The sequence below is a fragment of the Neorhizobium alkalisoli genome (genome assembly GCF_007829835.1).
GTDB lineage: Bacteria > Pseudomonadota > Alphaproteobacteria > Rhizobiales > Rhizobiaceae > Neorhizobium.
Window position 1 is genome coordinate 805,443 of sequence record NZ_VIWP01000002.1, and the last position, 18,638, is coordinate 824,080.

General features: G+C 57.1%; 14 protein-coding genes and 1 tRNA gene. 4 read left to right on the forward strand and 11 right to left on the reverse strand.

Annotated elements, in window-relative coordinates:
• Nucleotides 1-92: 92 nt before the first annotated feature.
• The 9 genes from FHW37_RS09725 to FHW37_RS09770 form a co-directional block, all read right to left on the reverse strand.
• A complete protein-coding gene (locus FHW37_RS09725; protein WP_186458201.1) occupies nt 93-3,473 on the reverse strand; it encodes a rhamnan synthesis F family protein in 3,381 nt (1,126 codons plus the stop codon).
• A 45-nt stretch (nt 3,474-3,518) separates the two neighbouring features.
• Nucleotides 3,519-4,553: a tetratricopeptide repeat protein gene (locus FHW37_RS09730; RefSeq protein WP_145635459.1), complete on the reverse strand. Its 1,035-nt coding sequence runs from the start codon at nt 4,551-4,553 to the stop codon at nt 3,519-3,521.
• An 80-nt stretch (nt 4,554-4,633) separates the two neighbouring features.
• Nucleotides 4,634-5,506, reverse strand: a complete 873-nt coding sequence (gene rfbA, locus FHW37_RS09735; RefSeq protein ID WP_145635461.1) for a glucose-1-phosphate thymidylyltransferase RfbA — start codon at nt 5,504-5,506, stop codon at nt 4,634-4,636.
• Nucleotides 5,507-5,536: 30 nt separating this feature from the next.
• Complete coding sequence (gene rfbD / locus FHW37_RS09740) at nt 5,537-6,427, reverse strand: dTDP-4-dehydrorhamnose reductase (RefSeq protein WP_145635464.1); 891 nt, start codon at nt 6,425-6,427, stop codon at nt 5,537-5,539.
• Nucleotides 6,427-7,488: a dTDP-glucose 4,6-dehydratase gene (gene rfbB / locus FHW37_RS09745; RefSeq protein ID WP_145635466.1), complete on the reverse strand. Its 1,062-nt coding sequence runs from the start codon at nt 7,486-7,488 to the stop codon at nt 6,427-6,429. The genes rfbD and rfbB overlap by 1 nt, the downstream gene beginning before the upstream one ends.
• Before the next feature lie 18 nt (nt 7,489-7,506).
• Nucleotides 7,507-8,070 (reverse strand): dTDP-4-dehydrorhamnose 3,5-epimerase, encoded by a 564-nt coding sequence (gene rfbC, locus FHW37_RS09750; RefSeq protein ID WP_145635468.1) that lies wholly within the window; start codon nt 8,068-8,070, stop codon nt 7,507-7,509.
• Between the two features lie 91 nt (nt 8,071-8,161).
• Nucleotides 8,162-10,846 (reverse strand): glycosyltransferase family 2 protein, encoded by a 2,685-nt coding sequence (locus FHW37_RS09755; protein ID WP_186458202.1) that lies wholly within the window; start codon nt 10,844-10,846, stop codon nt 8,162-8,164.
• A 155-nt stretch (nt 10,847-11,001) separates the two neighbouring features.
• The gene (locus tag FHW37_RS09765; RefSeq protein ID WP_145635472.1) at nt 11,002-12,003 is read right to left on the reverse strand and encodes a calcium-binding protein; all 1,002 of its coding nucleotides are present in this window, start codon (nt 12,001-12,003) and stop codon (nt 11,002-11,004) included.
• Between the two features lie 739 nt (nt 12,004-12,742).
• Nucleotides 12,743-12,817: transfer RNA gene (locus FHW37_RS09770), tRNA-Gln, on the reverse strand.
• A gap of 200 nt (nt 12,818-13,017) precedes the next feature.
• Between FHW37_RS09770 and FHW37_RS09775 the strand changes: the two genes are divergently transcribed.
• Nucleotides 13,018-13,941: an MBL fold metallo-hydrolase gene (locus FHW37_RS09775; protein WP_145635474.1), complete on the forward strand. Its 924-nt coding sequence runs from the start codon at nt 13,018-13,020 to the stop codon at nt 13,939-13,941.
• Between the two features lie 4 nt (nt 13,942-13,945).
• Here the strand turns inward: FHW37_RS09775 and FHW37_RS09780 are convergent, their stop codons facing one another.
• Nucleotides 13,946-14,839 (reverse strand): DUF1499 domain-containing protein, encoded by an 894-nt coding sequence (locus tag FHW37_RS09780; RefSeq protein ID WP_145635476.1) that lies wholly within the window; start codon nt 14,837-14,839, stop codon nt 13,946-13,948.
• A gap of 133 nt (nt 14,840-14,972) precedes the next feature.
• On the opposite strand from FHW37_RS09780, the gene FHW37_RS09785 reads away from it, so the two are divergent.
• The 3 genes from FHW37_RS09785 to FHW37_RS09795 all read left to right on the forward strand — a co-directional run bounded on the left by FHW37_RS09785 (nt 14,973) and on the right by FHW37_RS09795 (nt 15,772).
• Nucleotides 14,973-15,239: a hypothetical protein gene (locus FHW37_RS09785; RefSeq protein ID WP_145635478.1), complete on the forward strand. Its 267-nt coding sequence runs from the start codon at nt 14,973-14,975 to the stop codon at nt 15,237-15,239.
• Between the two features lie 64 nt (nt 15,240-15,303).
• Entirely contained in the window at nt 15,304-15,492 is a 189-nt protein-coding gene (locus FHW37_RS09790) for a hypothetical protein (RefSeq protein ID WP_145635480.1), read from the forward strand.
• Complete coding sequence (locus FHW37_RS09795; RefSeq protein WP_145635482.1) at nt 15,485-15,772, forward strand: type II toxin-antitoxin system RelE/ParE family toxin; 288 nt, start codon at nt 15,485-15,487, stop codon at nt 15,770-15,772. Before FHW37_RS09790 ends, FHW37_RS09795 begins: the two co-directional genes overlap by 8 nt.
• 45 nt (nt 15,773-15,817) lie before the next feature.
• Here the strand turns inward: FHW37_RS09795 and ppdK are convergent, their stop codons facing one another.
• The gene (gene ppdK / locus FHW37_RS09800) at nt 15,818-18,490 is read right to left on the reverse strand and encodes a pyruvate, phosphate dikinase (RefSeq protein ID WP_145635483.1); all 2,673 of its coding nucleotides are present in this window, start codon (nt 18,488-18,490) and stop codon (nt 15,818-15,820) included.
• Between the last annotated feature and the right edge of the window lie 148 nt (nt 18,491-18,638).

Below are 18,638 nucleotides of genomic sequence, written 5' to 3' on the forward strand. Positions count from 1 at the left end.
CAAATTTCCATATCAACAGGCCGCAATCCAAGGTTCATCGACTGACAGATCCGGCCAAAATTATATCAACACAGGCGCAGAAGCATTAAACGTTAATGCCGCCCCGGCGCCCTGAGCGCATCCGCCATTTCGCGCGCGCCCATCATTCTGCCCCGGATCAGCGCAGCATGCTGAAGCGCACGTCGCATGACGAGCTGAGGAGTAGCGGCATCTAGCTGTTCTAACATCTTTTCATCGTTTCTCGCCGCGTTAAGCGCCATGTCCCAGGCAACCCTGTCGCGATCGCCCTCATCGACATCCGGAACGATATGCATGCCAAAATGCTTGAGGAACATCCGTCCTTCTTGCAGGCCAACCTCTGTCAACTTGCGCGGATCATAATCGTGCGAATGGTAGACGACAGCATCATCGACATAAACCTTCTCGAAGCCGAGTCGGATTATTTCCGACGCCCAGATCATGTCCTCGCCCCAGGGAACGTCCGGATAAGGTAGTTCACGCCAGACGGACTTTCGCATGCACGAATTGTTGTCCGAATAAAACTGCAAATGATATTGCCAGGTCGGGGAGCCGCGCTCGACAAAACCGGGCATTTCCCTTTCCCAAGAAAACACCGGACCGACACGCCTGAACCTGTCGAACATGTCGTTCAGCCCCTTGCCCTCGAACAGTTCGTGCAGCGGATAGGCCACGTGACGTCCGAACACACCGGCGACCCTGTCGCTCGCCTGGAACCCGCCAACAAGGCGATCGAGCCAAGCCGAAGACGCTGGGCAGGCATCCTGCGTAATGATCGCGACGACATCGCCGAGTGCCATGTCGATTCCCATATTACGCGTCTTGCCGTGTCCAAACTCGCTGCTTGAAATGGAATGCAGCTTGATTGGATGTTTGCGCGATTTTTCTTCCAAGATGCTCAGCGTCTCATCCGTCGAGCCCGAGTCGATCACGACGATTTCGAAACGCTCATCCATCTTCTGCGCCACAACCGCGTCCATTACCGTATCGAATTCGGGACCGGCATTGTAAGTCGGGATGAATATCGACACTTTGGGCCGCTCGTATAATGCCGGCGCTGCGAGACGCTGCTGAGCATCAGCGACGAGCGACGAGACGAGTGGCGCAACATCGAGCGCACCACTTCCCGTAACTTTCTCGCGAATGGCGTTAGCAACGATTTCGCCCGAACGTTCCCAGCTTGCGGTCTCAAGAAAGGACTTTGCGTTCTCGACAAGAGCCTTGCGCTCATCAGGATTGCTCAAAAGCAGCTCAAGCGAGTCCGCAACAGCATGCACGGACGGTGCAGAGAACCAAACCGATCCTTCCTGATATGCGGCCCGGGTACTCTCCGTATCGATCTCCAGGACCGGGAGATCGCATGCCATCATCTCAAGCGGCACGAGCGAATAATTGGTGCATGAGAAGACCATACCGAGATCGGTCTCTTGGTAAAGAACCGCCAGATCCTGCGGCTTTAGCACTCCATGCGCGGTATAGCTGAAGGGCTTTTCGGCGAAATCCAGCTCCTCACCGAAGAAATCGACATGGAACCTCCAGCCGCGCCGCGCCAGCAGGTCAAGCGCTTCAAGGCCAAGCCTTACGGCCCGCCGCGGTGTATAGGCGCGAGCATAGAACGCTATTCTAGGAAGAGGCGACGTCTCTGATACCTCGCCAGCGATTTCACGCGAAGGCACAAACTGCTCGAGGCTGTTGGCTGGCACCACGCGGCCAAGGAGATTGTACATCTCCGACTTGCCTCCTGAAGAGCGGTAAGAGACATATTCGCGCGGCTCAGTCGCGGGCTGGTAGACATCCAGATCCGCACCAAGGTACCAGCAGACTGTGTCCATGCCCGCTCCCTTGGCTTTGGACTCCAGCCATTTTCCGGCCGTAAGGGCCGTGAACCCGAAATCATAGGTAGCAGACGCCATAAACCGCAATTCACCGGCGGGATGGAATTCCGATTCCCAATCCTGGATAAAGTAGAACCGGTGAATGAAGCGCGTCATGCGCGCAACGGGATAAGCTGTCCAGCAATCCGTGGCGATCACGACATCGCCGGAGATGGCCTCAACGTCGTCGGGAAGGAAGCGCACCACAACACGCGGCGAAACCTGAGTGTACCAAGCACAGATGCGTGCCTTCGCAACCGCCGGATAGCCGTGGTTGAAGGCGTTTTGTATCCATATCGTCTGATTGAACCCCTGATCGTCCAGCATCTTCACGAAGCGGAAAATCGTGGTATGCCCGCCCGCGCCCGGGCCGAAGTCCGGAATGACCCAATGAACCTGCAGGCCCGAACTATTGAACGGGGGCAAATGCTCTTGAAGCGGGAGTGGTGCAGATGCGGAAATTGCCGGCGTATCCCTGATCCAACGCCGCCCAACTGCATCCTTGTCTTCTATCGCGCAGCGTGCAGGATTGATCAACGCTTCCGGCCGGGCGGCTGGTGCATAATAAGAAAGCACCTCATACCCTGTTTTTTGCGGAACGAGGCAAAGCGCACGCTCCAGAGAGTGTGCCAAGGTGCCGTCGATCTGGGCGGCCTCTTCACCGAATTCCTCGATGGTCAAGCCGGCTCTGACGATGGGCAACATCGCCTTTGTCCTGAACCAGCACATGGAGCCGGCGGCAAAATGTGAAAGCTGCTCCGGGAGGTGATCGTCCACCCCAAGTCGGGAAAAGAGTTCCGCTAGAGCGTCCCGGTTTATGCCGTGATCGACGTGTTTCTTTATCTCGAAATAATTGTCGGGATAGACAAGGCCAAGCTTATCGTCCTGCTCGAATTTCGCCAGGATACCATTGACCCGCTCATCAGAGCCAACCAGCTGATCCAGCAGATAAGCCCGCCATTTCGAGCCGAAATGCACATGCGGGCTGAATTTCGTATGAACATGGCACCATATGTCATGTTCTTCGAGCACATCCTCGAGGCCGACAAACAGAGGAGCAAGGTCACGCCCCTGGTTCGGCACCAGACGGACCTCGACTTGAACGTGAGCGGGAAGGACGTCACGCGCGAATTCTTCAGCGGCAGCAACATCGACCTTCCGGACAACCGTTATGTATAGCTTGTAGTGAAGTTTCAGATCAGAAAGATACGAAAACAGCTCAGGCAAAAGCGACAGATAGAAGGCGTGGCAATGAATTGCGACTGAACCAACGGAGGCCTTTTGTGTCGTTTCTACCAGAGAGAACGAATGCTGTGGCCGGGTTAAATTCCCAGCCGCCCTTCCGGTTTTCTCGAAGTGCAATAGCGGACTGACCGTTGCATCTTCGCCTCCAAGGTAGGTTTCCTTGTAAAAATAGGTATCGAAATCAACAGATGCGTTTCGGTTTTCTTTCCAGCCCCACGTGTTGAAATGTTCCAACGCCGAGGCGCCCCAATGGGCCAAGTCAGGATACATCCGTACATAATAATTCTCGTCGAAATGCATACCAGTACTCGCGTCTTCGTTTAATTTTGCAGCCATGCCGCACCAAATTCCCATCCGAATAATCGGATTATCTCTATGCGATTAGTCCGCTGCCAGCGCGCGCGCCTCATCTTCGAGAAGCCGTGCTTGCGGAGCGTCTCCGGCTTTTTCCAGGGCTGCAGAACGCGCAAGGAAATCGCGCTCGAATTTGCCGGCGAGCTGATGAGGCAGACTGCGGCTGACACGATCGCGCTTTACATCGATCGCAGTACGGGCCGAAGCCAATTCCGGACGCACATTCGCGGCGAACAAGGCTGCTCCAGCTTCGAATGCCAAGGCAAATTGGCTCACAGAAACCAGCTCACTTACCAGGCTGGCCTGCAGCTCGAATGGTGCGCCCTCTGATATATTGGTCTCCAGATCGTTACGAAGCGACTGGAGTGCCTTGTCGTGTGCCCCGGTTTCGATGTGAAGTGACCGCAAAGCTCTGGAAGCAGAGCCTCCGAAACCTTCGGCTACCAATTCTGTATATAGAACCAGTGCATCATCATATCGCTGGATGACTTGATAGACCTGCGCCTTGACAAACTTGAGCGGCAAAGATGCCGCTTCAGAGGCTTCAATTATGGTCAGCGCCTTTGTCAATCGGCCGTTTCGCAGGGCAGCTGCAAGATCGGCTTGAGCACGCTCGCCGATCTCGACCCCGCTGACATCGACCATAGGTCCGGCCGGCACATTGATCCCCAATGCAGACAGTTCCCTCCGCGCATCTTTGCCAATGGCCCCAAAGGAACCAAGGCGCGCGGCATGGCGGTATGCAGAGATGGCCTTCCCCTTGGCACCCTGCATTTTTAGCGCATGCCCCAGATGCAGATAGGCATCTGCATCCAGCGGATCATCGAGCGTAGCTTGGCCATATGCCCGTTCGGCTTGCGCCAGCAGACCCTGCTCCTTTAGGGAATGCCCGAACTGTATCCGGATAGCGATATCCGCAGGCCGCAACCGGAGTGCATTTTCGTAATGCGCAGATGCCTCTACCCATCGTCTTTCGGCATTGGCGGCATTTCCCAGACGCACCGAGGCTTCGAATTCTCCTTCGGTCTGACCGGGTTTCTTTTTGCGCTTAAAGAATATCATCTCTTACAGAGCCGCCGTACTGGTTCAAATGCAATATGTATTGCTGCAAGCGATATCGTCGAATTGCTTGCAGCAGATTTTCACGTATTTTCGCGTAGGATAGCCAGAAGGTACTTTCCGTATTCGCTCTTCCCGTGCTTCTTCCCCAGAGCTTCGAGCTGGGATCCGTCAATAAACCCCTGACGATATGCAACTTCCTCGGGGCTGTTGATCTTGATGCCCTGTCGTTTCTGCAATGTAGCAACGAAATCACCGGCTTCCAGCAGACTATCGGGCGTCCCCGTATCAAGCCACGCATAACCGCGCCCCATCTGCTCGACGCTCAGCTGACCACGTTCGAGATAAACCCGGTTGACATCAGTAATCTCAAGCTCTCCACGCGGAGACGGCTTGAGATTGGCGGCAATATCAACCACCTGGTTATCGTAGAAATAAAGGCCGGTAACCGCCCAGTTTGAACGCGGCTTTACCGGCTTTTCTTCAATCGACACAGCCTTCATCGCCTTGTCGAACTCCACGACGCCGTAACGTTCAGGATCATGGACGTGATAGGCGAACACGGTTGCACCATCTTCGCGAGCGGCCGCGTTCTTGAAAAGGTCGGTGATGCCGTGGCCGTAAAAGATATTGTCACCCAGAATGAGGCAGGACGGGTCGGAGCCCACGAAATCGGCGCCAATGATATAGGCCTGCGCCAGTCCGTCCGGCGACGGCTGCTCGGCGTAAGAGAGTGAGATACCCCAAGCGGAACCATCGCCAAGCAGGCGCTGGAAATTCGGCAGATCATGAGGAGTCGATATGATAAGAATATCGCGAATTCCCGCCAACATGAGTGTCGACAGCGGATAGTAGATCATCGGCTTGTCGTAAACCGGCATGAGCTGCTTCGAAGTGACAAGCGTCATCGGGTGCAGACGCGTCCCACTTCCGCCAGCCAGAATGATACCCTTCATGTGATCAAGTCCCAATTTTTTGTTGTAGCTTTACGCTGAAAGAAAACGACGGACGATGTCGGAGGTAGAGCTTTGCCAGGTCGGCATAATGACGCCATGTGCGACAGCAAGTTTACCGCAATCGAGGCGCGAATTCTTCGGCCGCCTGGCCGGCGTCGGATATTCTGCCGTCGTGATCGGATGGACCTGTGCAACCGGGCCGTCATTTTCCCGGGATGCCGAGAAAATCTCCGCAGCAAAGTCTGCCCAGGAAGCGTCTCCGGTTCCGGTCATGTGGAAGATACCGCGCATGCTTGCGGCATCCGAAGCAAGGAGATTATCCGCCACCTTGATGACAGCATCCGCGATGTCCAGAGCCGAGGTCGGATTACCGATCTGATCGGCGACAACATTGAGATCGTCACGGGTCTCGGCAAGACGAAGCATCGTTTTCAGGAAGTTTTTGCCGTAAGCGCTATAGACCCAGGCGGTTCTCAAGATGGCATGGTCTGCACCAGAAGACGCCAAAAGACGCTCACCTTCGAGCTTCGTGCGGCCATAAGCTCCCAAGGGGTTGACCGGATCATCCTCCAGATAGGCCGATGTTTTTTCCCCGTCGAACACATAGTCGGTGGACAAGTGTACCACCGGAATGCCAAGCGCCTTTGCGACACGGCCGACTTCACCGACAGCAGCGGCGTTGATCGCAAAGGCATTAGCCTCATCAGTCTCAGCCTGGTCAACGGCAGTATAGGCAGCACATGAGATAATGGCATCCGGATTGGCCGAAATCAGTGCCGCCTCGACGGTCTCGATCCTGCCAAGGTCCAAGGTCGGCCGCCCTACCGGAATTATCTGCAACTCGGGATGTTGGGCGCTACGCTCAATCAGCGAGCGCACCACCTGGCCCTCCAGGCCTGTCACCGCATAACGCTTGGCCATCACTTCACTCCGGGCGTAGCAAGCAGTCCAAGCCTGCTGCCGTCATAGCCCTTGCGCAACGGCGCCCACCACCATTCGTTTTCAAGGTACCATTTTACGGTCTTTTCGATGCCGGTATCAAAATTCTCCTGGGCTTTCCAACCGAGTTCATTCTCCAGCTTCGTGGCGTCAATGGCGTATCGAGCGTCGTGGCCGGGCCGATCTGTCACGTAGGAAATCAGACTTTCATGCTTGGTCGACTTGGCACGAAAGCCATCCATGAGAGCGCAGACTCGCGTCACGACATCGATGTTTCGGCGTTCGTTACGTCCGCCAACATTATAGGTCTCGCCTATACGACCGCGCTCGGCAATCAAGTCGAGAGCACGCGCGTGATCTTCGACATAAAGCCAGTCACGAATATTCGCACCATTGCCATAAACGGGAAGCGGCTTGCCCTCCAATGCGTTCAGGATGATGAGAGGGATAAGCTTTTCCGGGAAGTGATAAGGACCGTAATTGTTCGAGCAGTTCGAAACGACGACAGGCATTCCATATGTCCGTGCCCAGGCTTTGGCGAGATGGTCCGAAGCGGCCTTGGACGCAGAATAGGGTGAGGACGGATCGTAAGGCGTTTCCTCGGTGAAAAGACCTTCATCGCCGAGCGAACCATAGACCTCGTCCGTCGAGACATGCAGGAAGCGGAAAGCGTCCTTGCGATCCGCGGCCAAACCACTCCAGTAGTGCCGAGCCGCTTCGAGAAGCGTAAAGGAGCCGATCACATTCGTCTCGACGAAATCACGTGCACCGGTGATCGACCGATCGACGTGGCTTTCAGCTGCAAGATGCATCACCCTGTCTGGCTGGAAGCTGTCGAACGCCTCCTGCATAGCCGACCGATCGCAGATATCGGCCTTCAGGAACCGGTGCAGCGGATTATTGTCCACAGTCGACAGGGAGGCCATATTGCCGGCATAGGTCAGCTTGTCGACGGTCAGAACCTCATAGCCCTTAACGCTGACGAGATGCCTTACGACCGCGGACCCGATGAATCCGGCTCCGCCGGTAACGATTACACGCATGCTTGTTCTCCGGCCCAATCAGACGTCATAAACAAAGGCAGTGCCGAGATCGACAAGCCGCGGCTGGACCTTGTCCTTGGCCGAAAGGATCGCCGTCTGCGCATCGACGGGCCACTCGATGCCAAGCTCCGGATCATTCCACAAAAGGCCGCGATCGTGATCGGGGCTGTAGTAGTCGGTAACCTTGTAGGAAATGATGCTGTTGGGCTCGAGCGTGCAGAAGCCATGGGCAAAACCTGGCGGCACCCAGAGCTGGTGGCCATTATCAGCAGTCAATTCAGCCTTTACATGCTGCCCGTAGGTAGGGGAGCCTTCGCGAATATCGACAGCGACGTCGAGGATCGCACCAGCAATACACCGGACAAGCTTGCCTTGAGCGCGCGGGTTAAGCTGGAAATGAAGCCCTCGGACAGTACCTACCTCGGCAGAAAGCGACTGATTATCCTGGATAAGCTGCCACCCGCCCACGTTCTCGGCGAACATGTCCTGACGAAACGTTTCGGAAAAATACCCGCGGTTGTCGCCTATCCTTTTCGGAGCAATGAGGACTACTTCGGAAATCGCCGTTTTTTGAAACTGCATTCTGCGGGCCTTGAACTTTAATACGGACAGGGCTTTGCTCATACCAAGGTGGTGGGATGCACGCAATGTCTCCAAACAAGTCGAATCTGACTTATGGCATGGGATACCTGAATGAAAAATCCTCATGCTCAAGCGTCAGGTTCGGATTATAAAATCGGTCCTGCAGAATTTTTGAGCCCCACTCCTTGACCATGAAATCTGCCTCTTGTTCGAACCGAGCAGCCCTTTCGCCGGAGAGATCAAGTCCCCGTGACAAGCTTTCATGATGATACAGCGTAGCCCACGGAGTGAACACAGACCGCCAACCGCGGTCGCCGAGCTTCAGGCATAGATCCACATCGTTAAACGCGACGGTCAAATGCTCCTCGTTCAGCCCCCCGACGGCCTTGTACTTGCTTGCCTCTACCACAAGGCACGCTCCCGTCACGGCAACCACCGTCTGCTGAACGAGTAACCGGTTCATATAACCAGTCGATTCCGCCAACTCATACTTGTGCCCATGCCCGGCAACCGTACCCACGCCTCCCACGATACCTGCATGCTGCAAATGCCCGCTGCCATACAGGAGCTTGGCACCGACCGCGCCGATATTCGGATCAATGGCAATAGATACCATTTCCCTGAGCCAACTGCCGTCCATGACTTCCACGTCATTGTTCACAAGCGCAAGAACAGCTCCCTTCGCGATATCGGCCGCTCGGTTGTTGAGACGAGAGAAGTTGAAGGGCCCATCATCCCGGAGTACAGAAATGCGCTCATCCCGGCTGATTGTCTTGAAATAATCCAGGCTCTGCTGCTCGACGCTGCCGTTGTCGACCAAAATTATATCAAAAGATGGATATTCAGTGCGTGACAGTATGGAGTCGATTGCTGTCCTGACCAGTTCAAGACGATCCCTGGTCGGAATAATGATCGTGACATGCGGCGGATTGGCCGGCATTGGCCATCTAAGTTTCACCGTGCCGGGAACCATTCCGAGGTCAGCACTCATGGCAGGCTTCCGCCGAACCAATCGCTCGTTGACGAGAGCAACAATAGGCGTACTCTCGCCGGTCAGGCCACAATGCCAGACTGGCTTTGCGAAATGGCCTATTCTACCCGATCCAACATTCTCTGAAATACGAAGCAGGAGATCGAAGGTTTCCAATTCCGGAAAATCGTCTCTCCAACCACCCGCGGCATCGATAGCAGCTCGCGAAAAAAGAACCGATGGGCCGACATAGTCGTAACAAAGTATATAGTCCGCATTCCAGTCCGGCTTGAAGCGTGGTGAATGGCGCCGCCCACTTTCGTCAATTTCATCATGATCGCAGTAGATGACAACTGCAGCCGGATTAGCCTTGGAGTACTCAAGAAAATTTGCCACAGCGCCATTCGCGAGGATATCGCCGGGAGGCAATTGCCCGATCAGATCGGTATCGAGGAGCACCATACCCGAAGACATGCGGGTCGCTCTAGAGGTGGAAGGCTTTACAACGGCAACCTTAACCCGCTCGTCCCTGGATGCTTCCCGCTCGATGGCCGCACGAAGCGAAGATTCCAAGCTTTCATCCAATACAACTGCCAATCTCCACCGACTGGATGACTGTGTACGCAATGAAGCAAGTATCGCCGCGAATTGCTCCCCTTCTCCGCCACTGATCATGGTCACAAAACCAACCGTTCCCTCATCGACAGAAGGCATAGGGACGGCAAGAGCAGGGCCTTCATTGAAGGCAATCCAACGCCCATATTCATCAGCCATCTTGGTTGCAAAGTGCCTGTCCAGCGCCGACGCCAAACTGCCGCGCAAGCCCGCCTTTAAAACATTGGCGATAGACGGACCGCTTGCCTTCGCAAACACTCGCATAAGAACCGAAAACCAAGACAGACGCAAAACATTCAGGTCCGACACGATCAGTTTGCCAGGTGTATGCACCGGATCGAGTCGCAACGAGACAACTGAGGGCGGCATGCGAATAATCACGCCATATGTATTGCCCGATTGTTTCACCAAGCGAACGGCCCTAAAACGCCCCCAACCCGGCGTCTCTTCTATGTAAAGAATAGGATCGACGACACATTCAGTCTCGCTGATCTTCAATGTAATTTCTATCCATTGCCCACAAAGCTCTTGTATGCCCGTTCGGCTAATTGGCTGTAGGCGCATCCTCGATCTATTTGTCGTGGCACGATAAATGCCTCTTTCCACAACCAGATCGGCAGCCGGTTCAAGAGTTGACGGGATCCGTTTCGTTCTCCACGTGAACGCGGCCTTTGCAGACTTTGAAACACGTTCTGCATCTTTCAGCCGCGCGTCGTTTTGCGCCGCAAGCCAAGCATGCAGCACTTCGTCCCGATGCCGAACGCTCTCCGACATGGGCCGCAAATTATCTCCCGTCTCACTCCTGACTACATGGGACGCGTTCAGTCGAGCCACATTGAGACCAGAAATTTCCGGCTCGACATGAGGGCCATAAGGTATCCGCCGAGCAGCCTTGAATGTTTCGATCGCTTCGTCAGGTCGGCTCAGTCGTTTCAGCAAGTGGCCAAGATGAACATATCCGTCGGTCGCCGTACCATCCCAAAGCAGCGCGGCTCGGTAGGCTCCGACCGCTGCCTCAAGATAGCCCGCCTCCTTGAGCATATGGCCATATTGAACAATGAGAGCGGCCGAAGGATCAAACGTGATCGCTTGCGCAAAGAAGCCTGCAGCAACTTCCCAGTCTCGCTGATCAGCAGCATGTTTCGCGGCTTGCAGAATTTCGTGGTGCCCAAGCTGCCGAGTATCTGACATTTCCAACATTAAAATTTGAGAAGGGGATTGATTTTACAGACCAGCGGCCCTGCCACCTTCGCGGATCACTCTGATTCCGCACATTATTTATCGGGGTTCAGATATACGATCATAGAGTGAAAGGCCATGGTCAAAACCACAGCCCCCTCAGTGAACTAAAGCAGGAACATGTGTTCAGCAAGGGTAAGGTTGCCTTTGAAATGAACACCAAAGTCGGCCTTCTTGTCGCCGTTCAGGTCGGCATAGACATAGGTATCCCCACCCTTATTCCCAAACCGAAGCTCACCGGCTTCACCAGAAAACTTATTCGCGCCAATCCATTCGAAGGACTGATCGCCTTTCTCCTTGAGGTTGGCGTCGATAGCCGAGAGATCAACGGTCTCCGCACCTTTGAAGTCCACAATCAAATCAGGCTTCGACACCTTAGAGGTGTAGTGGCTCTCAAAAACGAACGTGTCGCGGCCGCTGCCACCACGCATAACGTCATAGCCCATGCCCCCACTGATGATATCGTCGTCCTCATCACCATAGAGATGGTCATCGCCATTGCCACCTTTGACGATGTCATTGCCATAGCCGCCGCGCACAAGATCGTTCCCGCTACCACCAAGCAAGTTGTCGGTGCCTAAATTGCCTCGGATCACATCGTTGCCGCCTTTGCCGTCAATAATGGAACCAAATATGTCAACGATAGCGGAGATTGTGTCCTTGCCATTGGTGCCATAGATCGTCTCGTTGATATTATTGATGACCGGTGCAAACGAGGCATAGGAGACTTCGCCATTGGCATCTGTCGCCTTGATCTGGAACGAGTAGGTCGTGATTTGGCCGGACTGCGGCTCTTCCTCGTAGTCGTAGCCTACATAGTAAAAGCTGCTCTCCTCATAGTCGATGTCTCCAACGACGACCACCTTGTTACCGTCGATGGCGAACTGGGTATGACCCGTCGTTCCTGCGTAAGCCTCTTCCCAGGTGTAGCCGGTGGCATTTTCCGTGTTGTAGCCGGCCTTGTTGGAATAGTAGTTCGTCGTAATCAGCTCGTAGGAAACTGCGGTCCCATCGGGATCGGTGGACGAGAGAGTGCCCAGGATCGTGCCGTTGGCGGAATGCTCGTTAATGGTCAGATTGGAAATTTTTGGAGTTGATGGTACGGTCATGTCTGCCTCAAATTACTATGTTGAATGACCTCACTCTACACAGCGAGCTATTTGTTGAAAATGAAGATTAGATAACAGCGCTGCTAATATTTCGGGTGCCGTCGTATGGTGAGAGATCAAACACTCGGCCTTGCAGTAGAGAGCTTCCATGCCGCCTAGGATCAGGGTGTCTTCATTCAAGCTCGCCAGTGCGGATCTTCTGCAGGCCATCCCTGCGGATTGCAGGCAGGACTTCACAGGCGATCCAGTTTTGTAATTTAACGGTCTCTGATTTTTCAACCCTGAGACGACCTTGTAAAGGCCACTCTCGGAGGTCAAGACGTTAGGCCTAGTGAGACGACAACGAGTTCATGAAACAGGCGCAGGAGGCCTATGAGTGCGGATGGGTATCGAGGCCTACCGTTCCGCTGATGCCCTTCATTAGGCGGCAGTCCCTACCCGTCCCAGAACGGGCCCTCTGGCTACAACATCATATTGGCTATCCGAAGGACGTAAACATCGTTTATCTCATCACATCAAGTTGCCGCACAGCGACGCCTACAGGCGCGAGGAGATAGTGCCCGCGAACCGCCGCAGGGTACATTTGTGCAAGATGGCCGCACAGTTGGCTTTGAGGGAAGAAGGCGTGGCGGGCGTGCTCGCTTACCCGATCAACCTGATCCGAAAGGTACTTTCCTGAATAACCGAGTCGGACTAGAAGTGCGCAATCCCTCATAACGATCTGATATATAAAATAGTGTGGCTGGGGCGCCAGGATTCGAACCTGGGAATGCCGGTACCAAAAACCGGTGCCTTACCGCTTGGCGACGCCCCACCATGGCGGGCGGCAAATCAGGAAATGCCGCCCTTGCGCGGGCTTTGCTCTAGCAAAGCTTTTCAGGCCTCTCAACGGATAACTTGCCGCCGCACACGAATTTTCCCGGTTTGCGGTGCACAAGGGTCCATGCAATGCTAGGGCTTTGCGCAAATCCGTTCATTCCGCCCCTCGCGGCAAAGGCAAACCGATCCCCGCCCATGGCAGACGACATTTCCTTCGATCTCGCATTTTCGCCGTCCTACGGGGAGCCCGTCACGATTGCGCAGGGTGTGCAGCGGCTCACCGTCAACAATCCCTCGCCTTTCACCTTTCACGGCACCAATAGCTATATCGTCGGCACCTCATCCGTTGCGGTGATCGATCCCGGTCCGGAAGACGAGGCGCATTTCAGGGCTCTGATGGCGGCACTCGAAGGTCGGGAGCTGACCCATATTTTCGTCAGCCATACGCATCGCGATCATTCTCCGCTGGCGGCACGGCTGAAAGCTGAGACCGGCGCAATCACGGTGGCGGAAGGGCCGCACCGGCCGTCCCGGCCGCTGCATCAAGGCGAGACCAATCCGTTTGCCGAAAGTGCGGATAGCGGTTTTGAACCGGATATCGCGCTTGCCGACGGCGAGACGATCGAAGGCGACGGCTGGGCGCTGACGGCTGTGCATACGCCCGGCCATACCGCCAATCATTCGGCCTTTGCGCTGGAAGGCGCGCTGAAGGACAGCGGCATCCTGTTTTCCGCCGATCACGTCATGGCCTGGGCAACGACCATCGTCGCGCCGCCGGACGGGTCGATGGCGGATTTCATGGCCTCGATCGAAAAGCTGCTCGCGCGCGAAGACCGCATCTTTTTTCCCGGCCATGGCGGGCCGGTCACTGAGCCGCGCTCGTTTTTGCGCGGGCTTCGCACCCATCGGCGGATGCGCGAGCGCGCCGTGCTGGAGCGCATTCGGGGCGGCGACCGGCTGATCACCGATATGGTGAAGGCGATCTATGCCAGAACCGATCCCCGGCTGCACGGCGCAGCAGGCCTTTCAGTCCTCGCCCATCTCGAGGACCTGATCGAGAAGGGCATTGTCACGACGGATGGCGCGCCATCGATCAGCGGCGAATACCGGATAGTATAGCCTATCAGCCGCCGGCTATGCCGAGCAGTTCGGTATCGAGCCGTCCGAGAAAATCGGCAGCGATCCGTTCCCCCATGCCGAGATCATGCGGCCCGTAGCGCGAGGCGACCCGGATATCGACGGATGTGGTCTCGGCATCTTCCCGCAGACGAATGACGATATCGAAGCGCAGGCCGAGGACGAGGCTGCGCGTTTCGCCCTGCAGAAGTACATCGCCGGGATTGCCGACCGTGGGCAGAAGCGAGGGTTCCGGGCGGCGCAGGGGAATGGGGGCCACGTCCGGCACCACGGCCTGTTCATCACGCGGCGCGGCTTTTGTCGAAATGTCGGGCTCGACCAGCTCCAGGCCTTCGGTGCGGTTGATGGTGATACGCGCAGAGACGGCCGCTTTGCGGACACCGTCATAAACGCGGTCGAGCGCGCCTTCATACCGACGGCCGGTCAGGTCCGGATAGGCGGCGAACTGGGCCCGGCGATCGGCCGGCGTCACGGTGCCTGGGCGCGGCAGCCATTGCTGGTCGGCCTTCGGTTCAGATACCCAGACAGGAGGATCGGCCATGTCCGTGGTGATGTCGAAAAGCGACGGCAGGGTGAAATAACCGAAAGCACCGACCGCCACGACACAGAGCGGAATGGCTGCGAGCAGAAGCCCCTGCGCGGCCGGATAACCGCCTTTGGCGCCGACCTGCCAGAGCCGCCACAGGCCGATCAGGCATAGCGGCACGGAGACCGCGGCGATCGCGGCCGCAAGAAACAGCAGCGCAATGAAACTCGGTTCGCTCAGCGGCCCGAACCGATGGGCAAGGCCGACGATCAACGACAGAAGCAGCGCGAAAAGACCAAGCCTGCGGCCGAGATAGGCCGAACGGGAAACGGGCCGGACGAAACGAACGGTCATCGGGGTGTTACTCAACTCCCTGCGGCTTGATTGGCGGAATCGCCCAACCCTGTTTAGAACAGGTTCGGCCGGAATGGAATCCGTCAACAGGCACAGTTCTGGGATCCGTTCCGGCAAAGACAGGAACCCCGCCATGCGCAGATATGCCCTTCTCATCCTTTCAGTAACCGCCCTCCTCCCGCTTGCCGCCTGCACAACGATAACGCCCGAAGAACGCCGCGCCGCCGACGAGCGAACCTGCGCCGGCTACGGCTTCAAGCCACGCACCGACGCCATGGCCCGCTGCCTGCTCGATCTCGACCTCGACCGAAAGGCAGACCTGCGCGCCTTCCGGGCGCAGCAGGATTACAGGTGGTCGCCGGTGATCGTCGAGCGGCCGGTCGTGGTGCGGCGGTATTGAAGCCTTCCTTATCAGAAACCTGAATCCGGTTCACATGCCCTGCGAGTTCTGGCATGATCCAGCTATGAAAACGGGCTCTGATCGCATCTCTGTTGACGACGCCATCCTTCCTTCGGATACTGATCCCAAGGAAGACGTCTTGTCTTGGCAGAAAAGCCAGATCGAAAAGCGAAAAAAACTGGCCGACGAAGGGCGCTTCGCGTCCTCCGACGCGGTCAAGACGGTTATCCGCAAATTCATCCCCAATGGATGAACTCATCTGGCTGGATGAAGCTCTTCGAGATGTCGAGGCAATCGGGGATTACATAGCTCGCGACAATCACCGTGCTGCCGAGAACGTGGTTCGCCGCATCATGGAAACGGTATCGCTCCTGGCTTGGCATCCCGAGATGGGGCCTCTCACCGCCGATGGAGATACGCGGCGGCTGACGATCTCCGGCACGCCATATATCGAATTCTACCGCCTGCGCGCACGGGTGGAGATCCTTGCAATCTTCCATTCTTCCAGAAAATGGCCCGATCATCTCAGCTGACCGAACTGCGAGGCGCGACCGCTGACTGGGCTGTGACAAGCCAGTTCAGACCTTCACCCGTTCGATCGCCGCCTGCGCCGCCGCCAGTCTTGCGATCGGCACGCGGAAAGGGGAACAGGAGACGTAGTCGAGATCCGCATTCTCGCAGAAGCGGATCGAGGCCGGGTCGCCGCCGTGTTCGCCGCAGATGCCGAGTTTCAGGTCCGGCCGTGTCTTGCGGCCGCGTTCGGCGGCGAGCTGGATGAGTTCGCCGACACCGTCGAAATCCAGCGAAACGAAGGGGTCGTGTTCGATAATGCCCTTGCGCTGATAGGTCGGGATGAAGGAGGCGGCGTCGTCGCGGGACATGCCGAACGTGGTCTGGGTCAGGTCGTTGGTACCGAAGGAGAAGAATTCGGCGGTCTCGGCAATCACATGGGCGCGGATGGCGGCGCGCGGCAGCTCGATCATCGTGCCGGAGAGATAGGCGATGGTCACACCGGTTTCCCCGAGCACTTCGGCGGCAACCTGATCGATGACGGTTTTGACGTAATCCAGCTCCGACCGGAGGCTGACGAGCGGCACCAGGATTTCGAGCTCGACGGGCTCGCCGGTCTTTTTCGCGGCAGCAACAGCTGCCTCGAAAATGGCGCGTGCCTGCATTTCGGCGATTTCGGGATAGGAGATTGCCAGCCGGCAGCCGCGGTGGCCGAGCATCGGGTTGAACTCGTGCAGCGCATCGATGCGGCGCGCGAGGAAGGCTGGCGGCATTGCCATGGCGCGCGCGACATCGTCGATCTCGGCTTCCGTCTTCGGCAGGAATTCATGCAGCGGCGGATCGAGCAGACGGATCGTCACCGGCAGGCCGTGCATGATCTCGAACAGTTCGGTGAAATCCGAGCGCTGCATCGGCAGAAGTTTTGCAAGGGCTGCGCGGCGGGCCTTTTCGTCCTCGGCGAGAATCATCTCGCGCATGATGTGGATACGGTCGCCTTCGAAGAACATGTGTTCGGTGCGGCAGAGGCCGATGCCTTCGGCGCCGAAGGAACGAGCGGCACGGGCATCCTGCGGCGTATCGGCATTGGTGCGCACCGTCATGCGGCGCGTCTTGTCGGCCCAGGCCATCAGCTTGCCGAAATCGCCTGACAGCGCCGGCTGGATCATCGGCACTGCGCCTTTCAGTACCTGGCCGGAGGAACCGTCGATGGTGATGATATCGCCGCGGCGGAAAACGGCGCCGCCGATGCCGAGCAGGGTTTCGTTGCGCATGTCGACCCGCATCGAGCCGGCGCCGACGACGCAGGGGATACCCATGCCGCGGGCAACCACGGCCGCATGGCTGGTCATGCCGCCACGGGTCGTCAGGATCGCTTCGGCGGCATGCATGCCGTGAATGTCTTCGGGGCTGGTCTCGATGCGGACGAGGATGACCTTGCGGCCTTCCTCCTCGGCAGCCACAGCCTCCTCGGCGGTGAAGACGATCTCGCCGGTCGCAGCCCCCGGCGAGGCCGGCAGGCCGGAGCCGACGATCTGGCGCTCGACACGCGGATCGATGGTCGGGTGCATCAGCTGGTCGAGCGAGGGCGGGTCGATGCGGCAGACGGCTTCCGGTTCGGTGATCACGCCTTCATCGACCATGTCGACGGCGATCTTCATCGCCGCCTTGGTGGTGCGCTTGCCCGAGCGAGTCTGCAGCATCCAGAGTTTTCCGCGCTCGATGGTGAATTCGACATCCTGCATGTCGCGGTAATGGGATTCGAGCCGCAGACAGGTTGCCCGGAATTCGGCAAAGGCGTCCGGCATCAGCTTTTCGAGAGAGGGTTTTTCCGAGCCGGAAGCGAGCCTCCCCTCCTCCGTGATCGATTGCGGCGTGCGGATGCCGGCAACGACGTCTTCGCCCTGTGCATTGACGAGGAACTCGCCGTAAAGCGCGTTCTCGCCGGTCGAGGGGTTGCGGGTGAAGGCGACGCCGGTCGCGGAAGACGTGCCGAGATTGCCGAACACCATGGCCTGGACATTGACCGCCGTGCCCCATTCCTCCGGAATGCGGTGCAGGGTGCGAAACGTTTTCGCACGCGGGTTCATCCAGCTTGCGAAAACGGCGGAGATCGCCCTCCAGAGCTGGAGATAGGGATCTTGCGGAAAATCCTCGCCGAGCTCGTCCTCGATCATCTGCTTGTAGAGCGAGACGACATGCTGCCAGTCGACGGCGGAAAGCTCGGTATCGTATTCGTGGCCGAGCCGTGCCTTTTCGTCTTCCAGAATTTCCTCGAAGATTTCGTGGTCGAGGCCCATGACGACGTCGGCATACATCTGGATGAAACGGCGATAACTGTCCCAGGCGAAACGGGCATCGCCGGCGTCGTGGCCGAGCGCCTGCACGGTCTCGTCATTGAGGCCGAGATTGAGGACCGTGTCCATCATGCCCGGCATGGAGGCGCGGGCGCCAGAGCGGACGGATAGAAGAAGGGGCGTTGCGCCGCCGCCGAACTTGCGGCCGGTAATCGCTTCCATGGCGGTGATGCCGTCCAGAACCTGTTGCTTCAGGTCTTCCGGCAAGGTGCGGCCATTGTTGAAATAATGGGTGCAGGCGTCGCAGATGATCGTCAGGCCCGGCGGCACCGGAAGCCCGAGGCTCGCCATCTCGGCAAGGTTAGCGCCCTTGCCGCCCAGTCGTGCGCTGTCTGCCGCACGCCCCTCCGCCTCGCCACCGCCGAAGCGATAGACCCATTTCAACATGCCTGCTCTCCACCCACGCAGCTGCACCGTCAAAGCCTTACAGCCTTTATGACGGTTTGAAAACTTATGGTGGCAGGATTATGTTGCAGCGCAACATCGAATGCCGCGATATCACGTTTTCTGATACACACGTGAGATGCAGGCCTCT